The sequence below is a fragment of the Cyanobium sp. L1E-Cus genome, assembly GCF_024345755.1.
GTDB lineage: Bacteria > Cyanobacteriota > Cyanobacteriia > PCC-6307 > Cyanobiaceae > Cyanobium_A > Cyanobium_A usitatum.
Genome location: NZ_JAGQBS010000002.1, coordinates 365,029 through 381,793, shown reverse-complemented (window position 1 = coordinate 381,793; position 16,765 = coordinate 365,029). Strand labels below are relative to the sequence as shown.

16 protein-coding genes are annotated in these 16,765 nt (G+C 65.0%); 6 read left to right on the top strand and 10 right to left on the bottom strand.

Annotated features, from left to right (window positions below):
• Window positions 1-3 precede the first annotated feature (3 nt).
• From KBZ22_RS02080 to KBZ22_RS02065, 4 genes are all read right to left on the bottom strand, one after another.
• Window positions 4-2,340 (bottom strand): RNB domain-containing ribonuclease, encoded by a 2,337-nt coding sequence (locus KBZ22_RS02080; protein ID WP_255020830.1) that lies wholly within the window; start codon window positions 2,338-2,340, stop codon window positions 4-6.
• Window positions 2,341-2,475: 135 nt separating this feature from the next.
• Window positions 2,476-2,778: a TMEM165/GDT1 family protein gene (locus KBZ22_RS02075; protein ID WP_255020829.1), complete on the bottom strand. Its 303-nt coding sequence runs from the start codon at window positions 2,776-2,778 to the stop codon at window positions 2,476-2,478.
• A 15-nt stretch (window positions 2,779-2,793) separates the two neighbouring features.
• On the bottom strand, window positions 2,794-3,144 hold the full coding sequence (locus KBZ22_RS02070) for a TMEM165/GDT1 family protein (protein WP_106501568.1): 351 nt from the start codon (window positions 3,142-3,144) through the stop codon (window positions 2,794-2,796).
• A complete protein-coding gene (locus KBZ22_RS02065) occupies window positions 3,141-3,512 on the bottom strand; it encodes a YkgJ family cysteine cluster protein (protein WP_106501569.1) in 372 nt (123 codons plus the stop codon). Before KBZ22_RS02065 ends, KBZ22_RS02070 begins: the two co-directional genes overlap by 4 nt.
• An 85-nt stretch (window positions 3,513-3,597) precedes the next feature.
• Between KBZ22_RS02065 and psb30 the strand changes: the two genes are divergently transcribed.
• Window positions 3,598-3,771: a photosystem II reaction center protein Ycf12/Psb30 gene (gene psb30 / locus KBZ22_RS02060; RefSeq protein WP_241518078.1), complete on the top strand. Its 174-nt coding sequence runs from the start codon at window positions 3,598-3,600 to the stop codon at window positions 3,769-3,771.
• Here psb30 and KBZ22_RS02055 read toward each other — a convergent pair.
• Both KBZ22_RS02055 and recJ read right to left on the bottom strand, forming a co-directional pair.
• On the bottom strand, window positions 3,750-5,075 hold the full coding sequence (locus KBZ22_RS02055) for a chloride channel protein (RefSeq protein ID WP_255020828.1): 1,326 nt from the start codon (window positions 5,073-5,075) through the stop codon (window positions 3,750-3,752). The genes psb30 and KBZ22_RS02055 overlap by 22 nt on opposite strands.
• A gap of 1 nt (window position 5,076) precedes the next feature.
• The gene (gene recJ, locus KBZ22_RS02050; protein WP_255020827.1) at window positions 5,077-6,978 is read right to left on the bottom strand and encodes a single-stranded-DNA-specific exonuclease RecJ; all 1,902 of its coding nucleotides are present in this window, start codon (window positions 6,976-6,978) and stop codon (window positions 5,077-5,079) included.
• Window positions 6,979-7,075: 97 nt separating this feature from the next.
• Here recJ and KBZ22_RS02045 point away from each other — a divergent pair, with 97 nt between their 5' ends.
• The 3 genes from KBZ22_RS02045 to KBZ22_RS02035 are packed head-to-tail and all read left to right on the top strand — an operon-like array spanning window position 7,076 to window position 8,969.
• Window positions 7,076-7,828, top strand: a complete 753-nt coding sequence (locus KBZ22_RS02045) for an HAD-IA family hydrolase (RefSeq protein ID WP_255020826.1) — start codon at window positions 7,076-7,078, stop codon at window positions 7,826-7,828.
• Entirely contained in the window at window positions 7,825-8,172 is a 348-nt protein-coding gene (locus tag KBZ22_RS02040; protein ID WP_255020825.1) for a DUF565 domain-containing protein, read from the top strand. The genes KBZ22_RS02045 and KBZ22_RS02040 overlap by 4 nt, the downstream gene beginning before the upstream one ends.
• Window positions 8,172-8,969: a hypothetical protein gene (locus KBZ22_RS02035; RefSeq protein ID WP_255020824.1), complete on the top strand. Its 798-nt coding sequence runs from the start codon at window positions 8,172-8,174 to the stop codon at window positions 8,967-8,969. The genes KBZ22_RS02040 and KBZ22_RS02035 overlap by 1 nt, the downstream gene beginning before the upstream one ends.
• Before the next feature lie 50 nt (window positions 8,970-9,019).
• On the opposite strand, the gene KBZ22_RS02030 is transcribed toward KBZ22_RS02035, so the two are convergent.
• Window positions 9,020-9,199, bottom strand: a complete 180-nt coding sequence (locus tag KBZ22_RS02030; RefSeq protein ID WP_106501574.1) for a 50S ribosomal protein L32 — start codon at window positions 9,197-9,199, stop codon at window positions 9,020-9,022.
• 118 nt (window positions 9,200-9,317) lie between these two features.
• Between KBZ22_RS02030 and ftsH the strand changes: the two genes are divergently transcribed.
• Window positions 9,318-11,150, top strand: a complete 1,833-nt coding sequence (gene ftsH / locus KBZ22_RS02025) for an ATP-dependent zinc metalloprotease FtsH (protein ID WP_255020823.1) — start codon at window positions 9,318-9,320, stop codon at window positions 11,148-11,150.
• On the opposite strand, the gene KBZ22_RS02020 is transcribed toward ftsH, so the two are convergent.
• From KBZ22_RS02020 to thrC, 3 genes are all read right to left on the bottom strand, one after another.
• On the bottom strand, window positions 11,088-12,056 hold the full coding sequence (locus tag KBZ22_RS02020; protein WP_254942086.1) for a cupin: 969 nt from the start codon (window positions 12,054-12,056) through the stop codon (window positions 11,088-11,090). The two genes, ftsH and KBZ22_RS02020, sit on opposite strands and share 63 nt — an antisense overlap.
• A gap of 62 nt (window positions 12,057-12,118) precedes the next feature.
• A complete protein-coding gene (locus tag KBZ22_RS02015) occupies window positions 12,119-12,394 on the bottom strand; it encodes a MoaD/ThiS family protein (protein WP_396111488.1) in 276 nt (91 codons plus the stop codon).
• Window positions 12,395-12,464: 70 nt separating this feature from the next.
• Window positions 12,465-13,730, bottom strand: coding sequence for a threonine synthase (thrC, locus tag KBZ22_RS02010; protein ID WP_254999506.1), 1,266 nt, complete (start codon window positions 13,728-13,730; stop codon window positions 12,465-12,467).
• Window positions 13,731-13,863: 133 nt separating this feature from the next.
• On the opposite strand from thrC, the gene KBZ22_RS02005 reads away from it, so the two are divergent.
• Window positions 13,864-16,734 carry a UPF0182 family protein gene (locus tag KBZ22_RS02005; protein ID WP_255020822.1) on the top strand — a complete coding sequence of 957 codons (2,871 nt, stop codon included), beginning with the start codon at window positions 13,864-13,866 and terminating at the stop codon, window positions 16,732-16,734.
• Window positions 16,735-16,765: the final 31 nt, after the last annotated feature.

Below are 16,765 nucleotides of genomic sequence, written 5' to 3'. Positions count from 1 at the left end.
GGCTCAGACCTCGCTCAGCACCGCGATGGGCGCGAAGGGGTCGATCTCGTCATGGTCCTGGTTTTGGTCCTGGTTTTGGGGATAGGAGTCGGCCGTCTCGCTCTCGTAGCCCTCGGGCAGCACCACGGCCAGATCGATCTGGTGGCGCAGGGCATCCACCTTCTGGATCTCCACCTGCACCTGGTCACCCAGCATGTATGTGCGACGGTTTTTGCGTCCCACCAGCCGGTTTTGGCGGGAGCGGTACTCGTACCAGTCATCCTTGAGGGAGCTGACGTGCACCAGGCCTTCCACCTGGGAAGGGGGCACCTCCACGAAGAAGCCGTAGCTCTGCACACCGCTGATTACCCCAGGAAGCACCTGCCCCACTAAGGGCTCGGCCTGGCGGGCCTGGAGCATGGCCAGCAGGTCGGCCTGTAGTTCAGATAAAAAGCGGCGCCGGCCATTGAGACGCTGCACCAGCCCATGCTCCTGCACTTCCAGGTAGGGAGTGAGCTGGCTAGGGGCCAGCAGCGGCCAGTCGATGGCGCCGTGGCAGGCATCCGATGCCAGATCGACGGTGGTTTTGTGGCGCACACTGGGGCGGTCCTTGCCCTCGGTGAGCAGCAGCACCAGCAGTTGCTGGTTCCAGAGGTCGGCGTAGTGCAGGGTTGGGCAGCACCAGGGGGCTAGGGCCGCCCCCTCTTCCAGCAGGCCGGCCAGGGCATGGGGGCCGGGACTGGTGCTGAGCTGGATCGGTTTGAGGATGGCCTGCAGTTGCTGCTGCAGGGCCCGGCTGCGGTCGGTGCCAGCGAAGGCGGCGGCCAATTCAGCCGCACTGGCATTGCCCTCTTCGCTCAGCTCCAGCGGGATGTCGAGGGCCAGAGCTGCCCGGGCAACGTCGTTGAGGTCGCTGGGGTCCGCCAGGGCATTGGTGGCATATATCGCCGGCAGTTCCAAGGTTGCCAGGTGCTGGCCTAGGGCCTGATCGGCTAGCAGCAACGCTTCGCGCATCAGGGCCAGGGGATGGTGGGGCTCCAGGCTCACAAGCCAGCCAGCTAGGGCGCTGTCGGGGCCGGGCACAGCCAGATCTCCCAGGCTGTCGATGGCGGGCAGGGGCAGGTTGAGGTCGAGGGATCCCGCCGCTTGCCGCCTTTGGCGCAGCAGGCCAGTGACAGCGATGAGCTGCTCCAGCAGGCCCAGCTGCTCCTTCAGCCCCTTGAGCGCCGCTGGCACGGTGCGGCTCTTGGGTTTGCGCTCCGCCAGGGCGTTTAGTGCTTCCAAACCGACTGCCGCCACGGGATTGATCTGGCTGCGGCTGAAGCGGTAGTGCTCAAGGTTGCCGTCAGCGCCCAGCTCCAGGCCAACCGACAGGGCTGCCTGCACCTCGCCCACCTTGAAGGAACTGGCCTTGGCCAGGGCTGGACTCAGCAGCGGTAGCCACTGGTTTCCGGTGCAGTAAGCGTCAGCCTGGTTGCGAAGCCAGGTGTCCAGGGTGCTGCCGGCGCTGAAGCGCTCAGCGATGGCCGGGGTGTGAACCCACAGGGTCCAGCCGCCGTCGCGTTCCTCAATGCCCAGGGCTGGCAGAGCGGGGGCTTCCTTGCCGCTCCATGATTCCAGCAGCAGGGTGGCTTGGGCGGTGAGGTCGATGCGCTCCTTGGAGGCCAGGGTTTTGAGGGTTGCCCGGGGTGGCTGGGGGCGGCTGTGGAGCCGGTGCTTGGTCAGCAGCAGGTCGAGGTCGGCTGCTTCCCCCCCGTTGACAGGCAGGCTGCGCGCCACGTGACCCTGAGGGGCAAATTGCCCCACCGGATAGCGGTCCACCAGCACTTCCACCACCGATGCCTGTTCGCCATCGAGATGGGCAGCGTCGCCAGCCGGCAGCTCCACCGCCGTTAGCAGGCGGTCGTCTAGGGGGGTGGCCATTAGACGCTCATCCTGCTGCTCGACCTGGGCCAGCAGCGAGGTGGTGTGGCGCTCAAGAACGCACTGCACCCCGCCCTCGGGTGAGCGGCGACGGCCGCCTTCGCGGGTCACCTTGACCAGCACTCGGTCGCCATTCCAGGCGTGGTTGAGCTGGTGATCGCGGATGTAGATGTCTTCGCCGCCGTCTTCGCGCAGGGCAAAGCAAAAGCCTTTGCTGGAGCAACGCAGCCGTGCTGCGATCAGTTCAGGGTCTTCGCGGCGGGCGACGCCGGCCTCACTGACCTCGAGCAGGCCAAGGCGGCTGAGCCCGTCGAGGCCGATCTGAAGCTGCTGCTTTTCAGCTTTTTGGCTGATGCCCAGGGCTTTTTCCAGCTTTGTCAGCGGCAGGGCTTCCTGGGCGGGCAGCTGGTCGAGCAGGTCGGCGACCGTGAACTTCATCGATGGGAGGGCTGGTTGGCAGGGGGCCGCCCCGGAGAACCCGGGGTGCAGGGGCGGTGGCTGGACTGAAGCCGGTTGATGGCGGACTGGACTCGGAGCGATGCCCACGGCCGCCAAGGCCTTCATTTGCTGATATTAATCAGCTGACGATTCTTCGGCTTCCGGGCTGCTCGATCGCTGGATCAGGCGTGCGCCGATCACCAGAAAGCCAATCGAGGCTGCCAGCTGCAGGGCATTGGTGGGGATCACGGCGGATAGGGAGCCGCCGGCGGCTGCGCCCAGCAGGCTGGCCAGCACCAGGGCAGCGGAACTGCCGGCAAACACCGCTCCAGGGCGGGTTGAGGTGCCACTGATGGTCACGATGGCCAGCTGGGTTTTGTCTCCCAGCTCAGCCAAAAACACTGTGGCGAAGGTGGAAGCGAGCAGGGCGAAGGGCATGGCGTAGCGCTGCGGTTAGGAGAGGGGAAGGTCGGAGGGGCTGGGAACCAGGCCCAGTACGGCTTGCCGGCCCAGCCACAGGCCCAGGGCCACCATCAGGATTCCCGCCAGGCGCTCCAACTGCTGTGGCGGCATCACCTTGGCCAGCCAGCGGCCCAGTAACACCCCTACCAGGCTTGAGCTAATCAGGGCCAGGGAGGCGCCAACAAACACGACAACTGGCCTGCCTGATTGGGCAGAGAGCAGGAGGGCGGCGAGCTGGGTCTTGTCCCCAAGCTCAGCCAGGAAGACCGTGGTGAAGGTGGTCAGGAAGGCGGCACCCCAACTGCCTGCCCGGTTGGCGCTTGGATCGGGTTCGCTGCTCATAAACGCTTCCGTATGGCACGCCTAAAGCGTTTCATTACCCTGCCACGGCCTCCGTATTCACTGCGGATCTGCTGCAGGCAGCAGCCAATAGCCAGGCGGTCGCCGGCGCCTGGATCATCAACCGTGCCAAACAGCTGCACCAGGTTGGCCACGTTGCAAAAGTCAGGTCGGTCCGCATAGATGCGGCAACTACGCGCGCCGGTGTTGAAGTTGATGCACCAGCCATCGGGGCCAACCATGGCCAGATACTGCTCCTGCTGCTCTGGGCTAAGCGCCTCGATTGCTTCCTGACGCAGACTGGGATCCAGCCGGCAGCAGGCTCCGCAGCCGCTGATGCATCCCCAATGGGCCCGATCGTCCCTGGCCATCCCCCTGCAGCGATTAACTCCATTCAGCCACAGCTCAAGGCTCTACTGCCGCTGTGACAAGCCGTCACAGAGCCTGCCGGCAGGCATGGGCAGCTGGGATCGACCCCTAACCTGTGCCCACAGCGACTACTGCTCTACGGCAGCAATCTCCATGGGTATCGACTTCCACCTGATCGCCAATTTTGCAGCCCTGGCGCTGATCACCCTGGCTGGTCCTGCCGTGATCTTCGTGCTCTTCTACCGCCGCGGCGCACTCTGATCGCCACTTCGGCCGAGGTTCCAGAGGGCGTGATAAATCGGCTCAGGCTGGATCTGGCGGCCCACATAGGCACCCACCACGGCGCTCAGCAGGATGCCGAAGAGCCACTGCTGATCCCCTGCCATGCGCAGGGCAAACAGAACCGTCATCAGGGGCAACTGGGTAGCCCCGGCTAGGGCTGCCGCCATACCTAGGGCCAAGCCAAGCTGGCTGCTGTCCCCAAGCAGCTCCAGGCTGCCGCTGCCAAACAGGGCCCCAATGGCGAAGGCTGGATCAATCAGGCCCCCGGGTATTCCCGCTGCCAAGGCCAAAATCGGTGCCACCAATCGGGCTGCCACCACCAGCAGCCAGCCGATCACGCTGAGGGGCGAGCCGGGCACCGGCAAGCTGCCGCGACCTTCAAGCAGCTGAGCCATCAGGGCTTCGCCATCGCCACCGCTCCAGCCACCGCTGGCCACGGCGATCAGGCCAAGGGCCACTCCCAGCCCCAGCCCCCAGGCCAGGGGCCGTTGTCGTACTCGCTGGCGCAGCAGGGCCGAGCTCTGCCAGAGGATGCGGCTGAACAGGCCGCCCAGCAGGCCGCCACCCACCCCGACGGGCAGGGCCCATAGCAGTTGCTGCCATTCCGGCTGGGTGGTCTGAACCATGCCCAGGGTGAAAAGTGGTGTGCCAGCGAGATTGCTCACCAGGGCTGCTGCAGAGCAGACCACTACTGCCGGCCACAGCACGGCTGTTTGGAAGCGTCCGGTGAGTTCTTCCACCACAAACACAGCTCCCATCAGCGGGCTGTTAAAGCCCCCCGCTAGGCCGGCGCCGGCGCCGATTGCCATCAGACTCTGGGTGCTGAGTTTGGCCAGCAAGCGGGGGAAGCGTTGCCGCAGGCCGTGGGCCACTGCCGCTCCCAACTGCACCACGGGGCCCTCGCGGCCGAGGGGCATCAGGGCCAGGCTGGCCGCCGACCAGATGCAGAGCCGCGCCACGGTGGCGAAGGGTGCCATCAAAGCAGCGGCCTGCTCGGGATTCTCGAGGCTCTCGATTGTTTGGGGTATGCCCGAGCCCGAACCCCGGCCCCAGGGGCCGGCCTGAAGCCAAAGCAGCGCTGGCATCACCAGCACCGGCGCCAGGGCGATCGCCAGGCCCTGCAGCGTCCAGGCCCCGCCGGCAAAGTTGGGCAAGCGCTGCAGCAGCAGCTCCTGGGCGTGGTCCACCAGATTCAGGGGCCAGCAAGCCAAGCCCACCAGCAGCCCTAAAAGCAGGAGCTGCAACAGGAAGTGGAGCTGGCCGCGGTTTAGGGGCAAGGACATCTCAGGCGACCAGGCCCAGGGCCAGGGCAGCATCGTGCATTAGGGCGCGCACGTAGGGGTGGTCGTGGCTGGCGCCCTCGGCGCTTGTGAGTTCGTCGCCGGCCGCATTGCGCACCACCAGCCCAGCCCCCTCGCGGCGACACCAGTAGGTGCGGTTGTGGTGCTGCAACACCACCTCACCACCATCAACGGCTCCACCAGCGCTGGCTCGCAATCCCACCAGCTCCAGCTGTAGCCGCTCCTCTCCCTGCCAGGAGTCGAGCCGCAGGCGGTAGGCCACATCTACTAGGGCCGGCAGGTTGGTTTCACCCTGCCAGCGCCAGCCCATGGCGCGCAGGCTCGCCTCGCCCTGGCGCAGCTCCAGTTGCAGGTGGCCGCCGCGCAACAGCTTCTGGGTCGCCACCTGGCAGCCCTGGCTCCAGAACACGGGCTGGGGGTGGGCGATGCCGAAGGGCTCGAGCCGTTGCAGCTGGCGGTAGAAGCTGCGGTTGATCTGCTCGAAGCTGAGCAGGGCTTCCGGTTCTACCGGGGTGCCATGGCCTGCCTGCTGCAGCCAGGTTTGGGCCAGTTGGTTGAGTTGCTCGTGCAGGGCGGCCACCTGCTCGGCGCGCACGGTGAAGCCCCCGGCGGCGGGGTGGCCGCCGAAGCGCTCCAGCAGGGGCGCGCACTGCTGCAGGGCCCCGTCCACCGCAAAGCCCCGGGGAGCCCGCACCGAGGCCCGCAGGCGGCCGTTGCCCTCGCCAGCGAGCAGGGCGGCGGGCAGGCCGAAGCGCTCCACCAGCCGGGCGGCCACGATGCCGATCACGCCGTGGTGCCAGTGGTTCTGGGCCAGCAGCAGGAAGGCCGGGCGCTGGGGACCATCGGCCTCGAGCAGGGCCAGGGCCTCGGCTTCGATGGCGGTGCAGAGGTCGCGGCGTTGGCGGTTGAGCGCCTCGCAATCGCGGGCCAGGGCCAGGGCCCGGCTTGGATCTTCGGTGGTGAGCAACTCCACCACCAGCTGGGGATCACCAAGCCGGCCGACGGCGTTGATCCGCGGCGCGATCTGGAAGCCCACCGCCTGGGCATCGAGGGGCGTCTCGTCGAGGCCAGCTAGCTGTTGCAGCGCCTGGAGCCCCACCAGGGGGCTGCGGCCCAGCTCGGGCAGGCCATCGATCAGCCAGCGCCGGTTTACCCCCACCAGCGGAGCCATGTCGGCGATCGTGCCGATACAAAACAGATTGAGAGCAATCTGCTGGCCGTCGGTGTGCCGCAGGCTTTGGCAGAGCGCCGCCGCCAGCACATAGGCCAGCCCCACCCCCGCCAGGCCCCGATAGGGGGATCCGGCCGGCGTGCGTTGGGGATGGAGCAGGGCCAGGTGCGGCGGCAGCGGATCGGGAATCGTGTGGTGGTCCGTGAGGATCGCTTCGACGCCAAGGGCTTGGGCCCGCTCCAGGGCCTCAAGGGCAGACACCCCGTTGTCGACGGTCACCAGCAGGGCGACCCCCTGCTCCGCCAGCTTCTCCACCATGGCGGCGTTGAGGCCGTAGCCGTCATCCATGCGGCTGGGGATCGCCGCGATCGGCCTGGCGCCAAGGCGCTGCAGCACCCCCACCAGCAAGGCCGTGCTGGTCATCCCGTCGGCGTCGTAGTCGCCGCAGATCGCCACCGCTTCCCCCTGGCTGCAGGCGCGCTTCAGCCGCGCGACGGCCTTGGTCAGGTCGGGGAAGTGACGCCCGGCCGCCGGTGCCGCCTCCGGATCCAGCAGGGCGGCGATGGCCTCCGGGCTAGTGAAGCCCCGGCGGCTGAGCAGCGCCAGTAGTGGTTCGGGCAGGGGATCGCTGGCCGGCGCTGCCTGCAGGGCGCCAGGCGCCAATGGAGCGGGCAGGTGCCAGCGTTGCTCTTGGAGGGCTGGCAGCAACGACATAACAACCGGTACCAAGTCATTGTGCGGGACCTGCTGCTAGGCCGCATCCCCCAGAAGCGATGAGCCCTAGCCTGATAAGCCCTGGTGCGAGCAGCTGATGGCCCTGCAAGCCCTGCTCTGGGATGTCGACGGCACCCTGGCGGAGACCGAGCGGGATGGCCATCGCTTGGCCTTCAACCGGGCCTTTGCAGACGTTGGTGTGCCGCTGCATTGGGATGCCGCCCGCTATGGCGAGCTGCTGGCCATCAGCGGTGGCGGGGAGCGCATCACTGCTGCTCTCACGGAGCTGCTGGGCGAGCCGCCACCGCCAGAGCTGGTCGCTGAGCTGCAGGCCCGCAAGCAACACCATTACGGAGCTCTGGTGGCCGCCGGCGAGCTGCGGCTGCGCCCCGGGGTGGCTGAGCTGATCGCTGCTGCTGGAGCAGCTGGCCTGAGCCAGGTGATCGTGACCACCAGCGGTCGCGCCGCGGTGGCGGCCCTGGCGGAGCACCTGCTGGGGGGGCTCTGCCAGCACTTCGCCTTCTGGGTGTGCGGCGAAGATGTGGCCCGCAAGAAGCCCGATCCGGAGGCCTACCGGCTGGCCCTCCAGCAGCTGGGCTACCCCACCAGCACGGCGCTGGCCCTGGAAGATTCCGGCAACGGTCTTGCGGCTGCCGCTAGCGCCGGACTGGCCTGCCTGCTCACCCTTAGTCACTACGGCAGTGCGGAACCGCCGCAGCGCTTTGCGCGGGCGCGGGCGGTGGTGGATCAGTTGGGCGCCGGGGCGGCCGTGCTGCGGGGGCCCGCTTGTCAGGGCGGGCAGATCACGCTCTCCTATGTCCAAGCCTTGCTGGAGGATTCGCCCACGTGACGCGTTCGAACCTGCAGCCCACCCGCTTCAATCGGGCTATCGAGCGGCTAATAGCCCAGCTGCTGGGCAATCTGAGAGGCAATTGGCGCCTGCGCAGCAGCGTGGTTTTGGCCCTGCTGCTGGGCTTCTACGCCGGCAGCAATCTCACGGCATACGTGCTGCTGCAGATCCCCGGTGGGCGCCCGATGGCGGTGCTCGCAATGGTGCTGCTGGTGGAGCTGGTTGTGCGCGTGCGCGGCCGTTTGGTTCGAGCCACGCCCGGACTCGGCTGGGTGCTGGTCGACAACCTGCGCATTGGCATGGTGTACGCAGTGGTTATTGAGGCCTTCAAGCTCGGCACCTGATGGATTCCCAGCTAGATCGCAGGTTTGTGCAACCCCTGCTGGCCCAGTTGCAGCTGCTGGGCAGCAGGGGCCAGCGCGCGGTGCTGGCCCTCAATGGGCCGGTGGGAGCTGGCAAATCCACCATGGCTCGAGTGCTGCAGCAACGGGCCGCCGGCCTGGGGCTGGGGCTGGCAGTGGCCTCAATCGACGACTTTTACCTGCCCTGGGAGCAGCGGCAACGAGCGCTTGAAGGCAACCCTTTTGGCGTATCCAGGGTGCCGCCGGGCTGTCATGACGTGGCCTTGGCGCTGGACTGTCTCGACGTCTGGCAGGCCGGCGGAGCCCTGCGGCTGCCTCGCTTTGACAAGACCCTGCGGGGTGGACTGGGTGACCGCTCTTCTGAGGAAGTGGTGGAAGCGGAGGTGTTGCTGCTGGAGGGCTGGCTGCTCGGTTGCCGCTCCCTGGGCAGGGAAGCCCTTGCCACTATTCAGCCTCCTGCAGGGCTGAACGCCGAGGAACTCGCCTGGCTTCCCCACTGGGACCAAGCTCTTGAGGCCTATCAGCAGCTTTGGCAGCGCTGCGCCCAATTGTGGCTGCTGCGTCCCCAAAGCTGGCAGTCACCGCGCCGTTGGCGCCTGCAGGCGGAGGCAAAACAGCGGCGCCGCGGTGAAGCCTGGTTGCCGGCGACTGAGCTGGATCGCGTGGTGCGCGCCAGCCTTTGTTCCCTGCCCCCATTCCTCTATCAGGATCCCCTGCTTGATCTAGCCAGTGGCTACGCAGTGCTGGACAGCCGCCGCTGCTGGATTGGTGGCAGCTGAATTGGCAGCAGCTGCGTTAGCTCAGAGACCTAATTGATTATTCGGAACGATCAGCTTTCGCCGTCGTCGCCTTCTTCATCTACCGGATAAATGAAGCCTTGGGCCTTGCCGCTCAGCACTGCCTTGCCGATGGAAAGAGCTTTCTGAGCTGCCACTGCCGCCTTGCCCTTCCAGGTGGCATGGCGCTGATTGCGCTTGCCCTGGGAAGTTTTCTTCTTAGGAACAGCCATTCCGGCCTACTACATCAAACCAAGATCTTCCGTTGTCGCCTGGCCTTTCGTCAAATCGCTAAGCTCAGTGCAAAGACAGAACCTAGTGAGCGACAGCATTTCTCCAATTGGGCAATCCATGCGGTTGAACGGACTATCGCCTCGCGATCCTGCTCCCTCCTACAGCCAGTTGCTGAAGGATCTGCGGGCGGGCAAGGTTAAGGATCTGGAGTTGTCGTTGCGGCAGCGGGAGGTGCGGGTGCGCTTCGACGACGGACGCCAGGCCACGGTGCCGGTATTCAGTAACGATCAGCTGCTTTTGCGCACCGCCGAGCAGGCGAAGGTGCCCCTCAACGTGCGCGACGACCGGGCTGATGGCGCCACGGCTGGTCTGGTGGCTAATGGCTTGCTTGTGCTGTTGCTTTTGGCTGGACTTGCCCTCCTGATCCGTCGCTCAGCTCAAGTGGCCAATCGGGCCATGGGCTTCGGCAGCAGTAAGCCCCGGTTGCAGGAGGAGGGCGGCGTGGCGGTGCGATTTGAGGATGTGGCCGGTATCGGTGAGGCCAAGGAGGAGCTGCAGGAGGTGGTCACCTTCTTGAAGGAGCCGGAACGCTTCACCGCCGTGGGCGCCAAGATCCCCAAGGGTGTGCTGCTGGTGGGGCCACCAGGCACTGGCAAAACCCTTTTGGCCCGAGCCATTGCCGGTGAGGCGGGCGTGCCGTTTTTCTCGATGGCCGCCTCCGAATTCGTTGAGATGTTCGTGGGGGTTGGTGCCAGTCGGGTGCGAGACCTATTTCGCAAGGCCAAAGCCAAAGCGCCCTGCATCATTTTCATCGACGAAGTAGATGCGGTCGGTCGCCAGCGAGGTGCTGGTATCGGTGGCGGCAACGATGAGCGGGAGCAGACCCTTAACCAGCTGCTCACCGAGATGGATGGTTTCGCGGATAACTCCGGCGTAATTCTGCTGGCGGCCACAAACCGACCTGATGTGCTCGATAGCGCCTTGATGCGGCCCGGTCGTTTTGACCGCCGCATCACCATTGACTTGCCAGATCGCCGCGGCCGTGAGGCGATCCTTGCGGTCCATGCCCGTAGCCGCCCCCTGGCTGGCGCGGTGTCGCTTTCGGCCTGGGCCAGCCGCACCCCGGGCTTTTCTGGGGCCGATCTAGCCAACCTGCTCAACGAGGCAGCCATCCTCACGGCACGCCATCACCAGAGCGAGATCGACGACAGCGCCCTAGCCGGTGCCCTCGAACGCATCACCATGGGCCTTACGGCGGCACCGCTGCAGGACAGTGCCAAAAAGCGGTTGATTGGCTATCACGAGGTGGGCCATGCCCTACTCACCACCTTGGTGCCGAAGGCCGACCCCCTCGACAAGGTGACCCTGCTGCCGCGCTCAGGCGGAGTTGGCGGCTTTGCCAGAATGATGCCAGACGAGGAGATCCTCGACTCCGGGTTGATCAGCAAGGCCTACCTGCAAGCCAGGCTTGTGGTTGCTTTGGGTGGCCGCGCAGCTGAGCTGGTTGTTTTTGGTCCCGCTGAGGTGACCCAAGGTGCCAGTGGTGATCTGGATATGGTCACCCGCATCTGCAGGGAGATGGTGACCCGCTACGGCTTCTCCAATCTTGGCCCGGTGGCCTTGGAGGGTGATGGGGCTGAGGTTTTCCTAGGCCGAGACTGGTTGCGTTCCGAGCCGCCCTATTCGCGAGAAACCGGCAATCGCATCGATGCCCTGGTGCGCGAACTGGCTAGCTCAGCCCTCGACCAGGCCGTGGCCTTACTGCAGCCGCGCCGCGCCTTAATGGATGAGCTGGTCGAAATGCTGATCCGAGATGAAACGATCGAAGGTGAGGCTTTCAGAGCGGTGGTGACAAGCCATGAGGAGGCCCATCCGCAGCCGACTGGCTCAGCTGTTGCCCTGCAGGCCACCGGAAAAGCGGATGTCGAGGCTGCGCAAGTAGGTGTGTAGGGCCGCATCCTGAATCGGCAGCAACCGGGAAATCCGCTCGCTGCTGTTGACATGGGCGTGCCAGTAGCCCGGCGGTGTGATGAAGGCCCCGCCGGAATGCCAGTCAATGCGGCGGGGATTGGCGATGGCGCCGCTGGCATCGAGCTCCGTGCCCACCAGGGTGTAGCAGCCCGGGTCGCAATCGATGATTAGATCAAGGGCCACTGACTGGTGCCGGTGTGGTGGCTGGATGGCGCCAGCAGGGACCACCCCGAGCATGGCCCAAAGGGTGTGGGTAACGGTGCGGCTTTGGGGCAGATCGCTGTTAGCCAGCAGCAGGCTCAGCCGGTTGCTGCGAGCGGCGCTGGGATCGGCGAGTAGCAGGTCTAGTTCGCGCTGCAGCAGGGCGGCGGGGTAGTGGGTTGGATCGAAGCGGGCGGTGCTGGCCTCTACGCCGAGGTGGCTTAGCAGGGGGCCGTCGTGCACCCAGTAAAGAACGCTGGTGGCCTCTGCAGTTAGCAGGGGGGGCTCGCCAGCTGGTAATACAAAAAGATCTCCAGCGCTCCAGTCAAGCTGCGGCGTGCCAGCACGCTTGAGACTGCCCGATCCTTGCAACACATAAAACAGCAAGCTGGTGGCGTTCGCCGCTGCCTTGAGGCCTTCACCAGCTTCGATGCGCAAAAAGTTGGCCGATAGGCCAGGGCTGGTGGCCGGGGCGCTACAGCCGAGCTCGCTGCTGAGATCGAGAGGCAGCACCGCTGTGGGCCCTGACTGGTGCAGGGCTGGGTCCCATTGGCGCAGGGGGATCGGTTCAGTTAGCCCAGCTCGCACCGGATTGGCAGCTTGCCGGTAGTCGAACAACTCGGCCTTTGCTTGCCACTGGGCGGAGCCGGTAGTGGGGATCGACTGGATCGGGGCCTGGGTCATTGCTCTGGCTCCTCACGGGATCTGAACACTATTAGGACTTGGCTCGCGCTTGGAGGCTTCGGTCAGCCGCCGGCCACGGCGGGAACAATCGAAACCTCATCGCCGTCGCTGAGGCTGGTGGCCTGGTTGTCGAGGAAGCGGATGTCCTCACTGTTTACGTAGACGTTGAGGAAGCGGCGCAATTTGCCGGCCTCATCGCACAACCGACCCTTGATCCCCGGATAGCGGCCCTCGAGGGCATTGATCAGGCCATCCACATTGGAGGCATCGAGATCAACACTGGCCTCGTCGTTGGTGAACTTCTGCAGGGGGGTGGGGATCAGAACCTGAACTGCCATGGCGGGGATGGGAGGGGCGTGGGGAATGGTTGGGGTGATCAGTGCTAGCGGTGATCAGTGCTGCTGGTAATCAGTGCTGGTGGGAGGCTTGCGCTTTTGCCCAGGCCGCTTTGAAGCTGTCGAGCTGGGCCTCAATCAGGTACGGCTCGCCGATGGAGGAGGCGATCGCCTCAGTCGTCTTGAGACCGTTGCCGGTGATGTAAGCCACGGTGGTTTCGTCAGGATTGATCTTGCCCTGCTCCACCAGCTTTTTCAGCACGGCGATGGTGGTACCGCCTGCCGTTTCGGTGAAAACGCCCTCTGTTTCAGCCAGCAGCTTGATGCCCTCGATGATCTCGGGGTCGCTGACTGCCGCAATGCTGCCGTTGGTTTTGTTGGCGATGTCGATGGCGTAGGGACCGTCTGCCGGGTTGCCGATGGCAATCGACTTGGCGATCGTGTTTGGCTTTACCGGAGTTATGAAGTCCCGACCTTCCGCGAAGGCCTGGGCGATTGGTGAGCAGCCCTCGGCCTGGGCGCCGCTGAAGCGCACGTGCTTCTCCTCTACCAGCCCCACCTTGATGAATTCATCAAAACCCTTGCGAATCTTGGTGAATAGGGAGCCGGAGGCCAAGGGCGCCACGATGTGGTCTGGCAGTTGCCAGCCCAGTTGCTCGATCACCTCGTAGCCCAGGGTTTTTGAGCCCTCGGAGTAATAGGGGCGCAGGTTGATGTTGACGAAGCCCCAGCCGAAGGTGTTTGCCACCTCGGAGCAGAGGCGATTCACCTGGTCGTAGTTGCCATGCACCGCCATCAAGGTGGGGTTGTAGATCAAGGTGCCCAGCACCTTGCCTAATTCCAGATCGCTGGGGATGAACACGCAGCAGTCGAGGCCGGCGTGGGCGGCGATTGCTGCGGTGGAGTTGGCCAGGTTGCCGGTGGAGGCGCAACTCACCGTGGTGAAGCCCAGCTCCCGGGCGCGGGTGAGGGCCACACTCACGACCCGGTCCTTAAACGAAAGCGTCGGCATGTTGACGCCGTCGTTCTTGATGTACAGGCTCTTGAGGCCGAGGCGCTTGGCCAGGTTGCCGGCTTTGAGCAGTGGCGTAAAGCCCGTGCCTACATCAATTGGATCGCCTTCAATCGGCAGGAATTCGCGGTAGCGCCAGATAGACGCGGGCCCCGCCTCGATCGTGGCCCGGCTCACCCGATTTTTGATCGCCTCGTAGTCGTAGACAACTTCGAGCGGTCCGAAGCAGACGTCTTCGCAGACGTGGCGAGCGCTCGCTTCGTAGGGATGGCCGCATTCCTTGCAGCGCAATCCGGTGAAGGTGGAGCGGGAGAGGGTGGCAGTCACAGTCACGCCCAGTGTTGAAAGAAAGTTAGCAGCGGTGGAACCGGGACTTCTTAATACCCGATCTTGGAGCTCGGGTATTGCCTCTTCCTTCTTGTCCCCTTGACCTGGGGGGTTCACTTCTTAGCCTCCGATGGTGACAGCACCCTCCCCGCGCTTCTCCGCTGAAAGCCTCTTCGGCGCTCTGCGCTGGCTGGCCGCACTAGCCCTGCTGTTCGGCTTGCTGCTCTTGATTGCCAGGCTCGGCATTGAGAGGCTCTGGTTTGCCCAGTTCGGGGCTGAGATGGTGGTGATGCGTCGCTGGCTGCTCCAGCTGCTGGGCTTCGCCGTTGTGATGGGCCTGGGTGTTCCTCTCCAGCTGCAACAGCTGAATCGCTGCTGGCGTCTGCGTCAGCAGGCTGCCAGCAAAGACCTGCCCAAATCCCCCCTAGTCGTGCTCGGGCAGAGGCGGCTGCTGCTCGTTCTTGGAGTCCTGCTTTTGCTGCTAGCGGCAGGACTCACCTATCTGATGGTGCAGGCCAGGGACCTCATTGCTGCTCCCTTCAGTGGCCAGGTGATCACAGGCATTCCCGTGTTGGCCGATCTCAGGCCTCTGGTCGTGGTGGCCCTGGCGGCGGGGCTGCTGGTGCCGTTGCTGCTTTGGCCCCTCACCACTCTGCGGATCAGCTTGGCCACGGCCCTGGCCGGCTCTGCCACGGCGCTGGCTCGGGGTTGGAGCCTCTGGCTGCCTGCTCTCCTGGCGGTGCCTTTCCACGAGGTCGATCCAGTTACGGGATTTGATCTGCGCTTTACCGTGCTGCAGCTGCCGGCGTTGCATCTGCTGATCAGTGTGGTGATGGCCCAGGCCGTTGTTGGCCTGGCTGGCTGTCTCTGGCTGACCTGCACAGAGGGCACGAGCCTCTCGGAGCTCCGCTTTCCAGGACTCAGCTCCCTGCAGCAGCGAGTGTTGCAGCCCCAGTTTGCGGTGCTGGCTCTGATGGCGGCCTTCAGCAATGCTCTCTCGCCCTTCGATCTGATGGTGCAGGGCAGTGGTGTGGCCTCGGGAGCGGGGTTCGTGGATCTGCATGTGCGCCTGCCCCTGCGTCTGTTGTTCAGCGGGCTGCTCCTGCTCACGGCCCTGGGGCTGCTGGTGCCGCTGCCCAAGGGGTGGCTGCGTCGTGGTGCCCTGATTCCGCTGGCGTTAACGGCCCTGGCCGTGCCGATCACCGAGTGGATTGTGGCTCCCTTGGTGCAGAGGTTCTTGGTGCAGCCGCGGGAGTTGGTCCTTGAATCCCCCTATCTGGCGCGGTCTATTGCGGCCACGCGGCAGGCGTTCGGCCTTGAATCCGTTCAGACGCTTACCCTCCAGCCCCGCCAAAACCTCACCGCCGCCGATCTGGCGCAAGCGCCGGGCACCCTGGCCAACATCCGCTTGTGGGACAGCAAGCCCCTGCTGGAGGCCAACCGCCAACTCCAACAGCTACGCCTCTACTACCGCTTTCCCTCCGCGGCCGTCGATCGCTATCCCCTGGGCAGCGATCCGGCCCGCCAGGGCTCCCAGATGGTATTTATCGCTGCCCGGGAACTCGATACGGGAGCCCTACCTAAGGACTCCCGCACCTGGTTGAACCGCCATCTGGTTTTCACCCATGGCTACGGCTTCACAGTCAGTCCCGTGAATGCCTTCGGTCCCGACGGGCTGCCGCTGTATTTCGTCAAGGACCTGGGGCGGAGCGGCAGGGTGCAGGGCATCCCCCAACTGGGCCTGCCTGAATCCACCGTGCGCCAGGCTCTGCCTGTGGGACGGCCCCGCCTGTATTTCGGCTCGGCCAAGGCGCCCTATGTGATTGCCCCCACCAAGGTGCGTGAGTTCGACTACTCCGAGGGGGAGCTGAACATCTATTCCCACTACGGCGGTGCCGGGGGCGTGGCCATTTACGGTCCCCTGGAACGTCTGATGGCAGCGGCCTATCTGCCAGAGCCGCGGCTGTTGTTCACAGGGTCTTTGCAGCCAAATTCGCGGCTGCTGCTCCGCCGCCAGGTAAGTGAGCGCCTTGCAGCTCTGGCGCCGTTTCTGCGCTTCGAGAGCCAGCCCTACCTCGTCACGGCCAGGGTGCCGTCCACCCCCGGCTACGACCCCGGTCAGCACCAGTACTGGCTGCTCGATGGCTTCACCAACAGTCGCAGCTACCCCTACAGCGATGCCAACCCCTCCGGTATCCGTTATTTACGCAATCCGGTGAAGGCCGTGGTTGACGCCCATAGCGGCAAGGTCTGGCTCTATGTGAATGATCCCAGTGATCCGATCCAGCGCACCTGGCAGAAGGCGTTCCCTGAGCTGTTCAGACCGCTCTCAGCCATGCCGAAGTCGCTGCTGGCCCACATTCAGGTGCCTCAAAGCCAGTTTCAGGTGCAGGCCGAACGGCTGCTGCGTTACCACGTAACCGATGTGCGCACCTTCTACAGCGGAGATGACGTCTGGTCGGTGCCGCTGGAGATCTACGGGTCCTCGAATACGCCGGTGCGTCCGTATCACGTGACGGTGCAGCTGCCGGGAGAAAGCAAGCCGGAATTCGTTTTGCTGCTCCCCTTCTCGCCCTTGAAGCGTCCCAACATGGTGGGTTGGTTGGCTGTCCGCAACGATCCCCCCAACTACGGCCAGCAGCTGCTGGTTCGCTTCCCCCAGCAGCGCCTACTTCTGGGGCCGCAGCAGATCTCCTCACTGATCGAGCAGGATCCCGCCATCAGCTATCAGTTCGGCCTTTGGAACCGGGCTGGCTCCAGCGTGATCCACGGCAATCTGCTCGTGCTGCCAGTGGGTCGGGGGCTGTTGTATGTGGAGCCCATCTACCTGCAGAGCAAGAACAACAACCTGCCCACGCTGGTGCGGGTGGTGGTGACGGACGGCACCAACTTCGTGATGGAGCGCAATCTTCAGGATGCCCTGGCCAAGCTCGTGAGCAGCAAGAATGGGGTGGTAACTGGACGCTCACTGACCCTGGCCGGTACTGCGGGCCGGCGCCAATAAAAAAGGGGCCCCGTATGGGGCCCCTGGAATT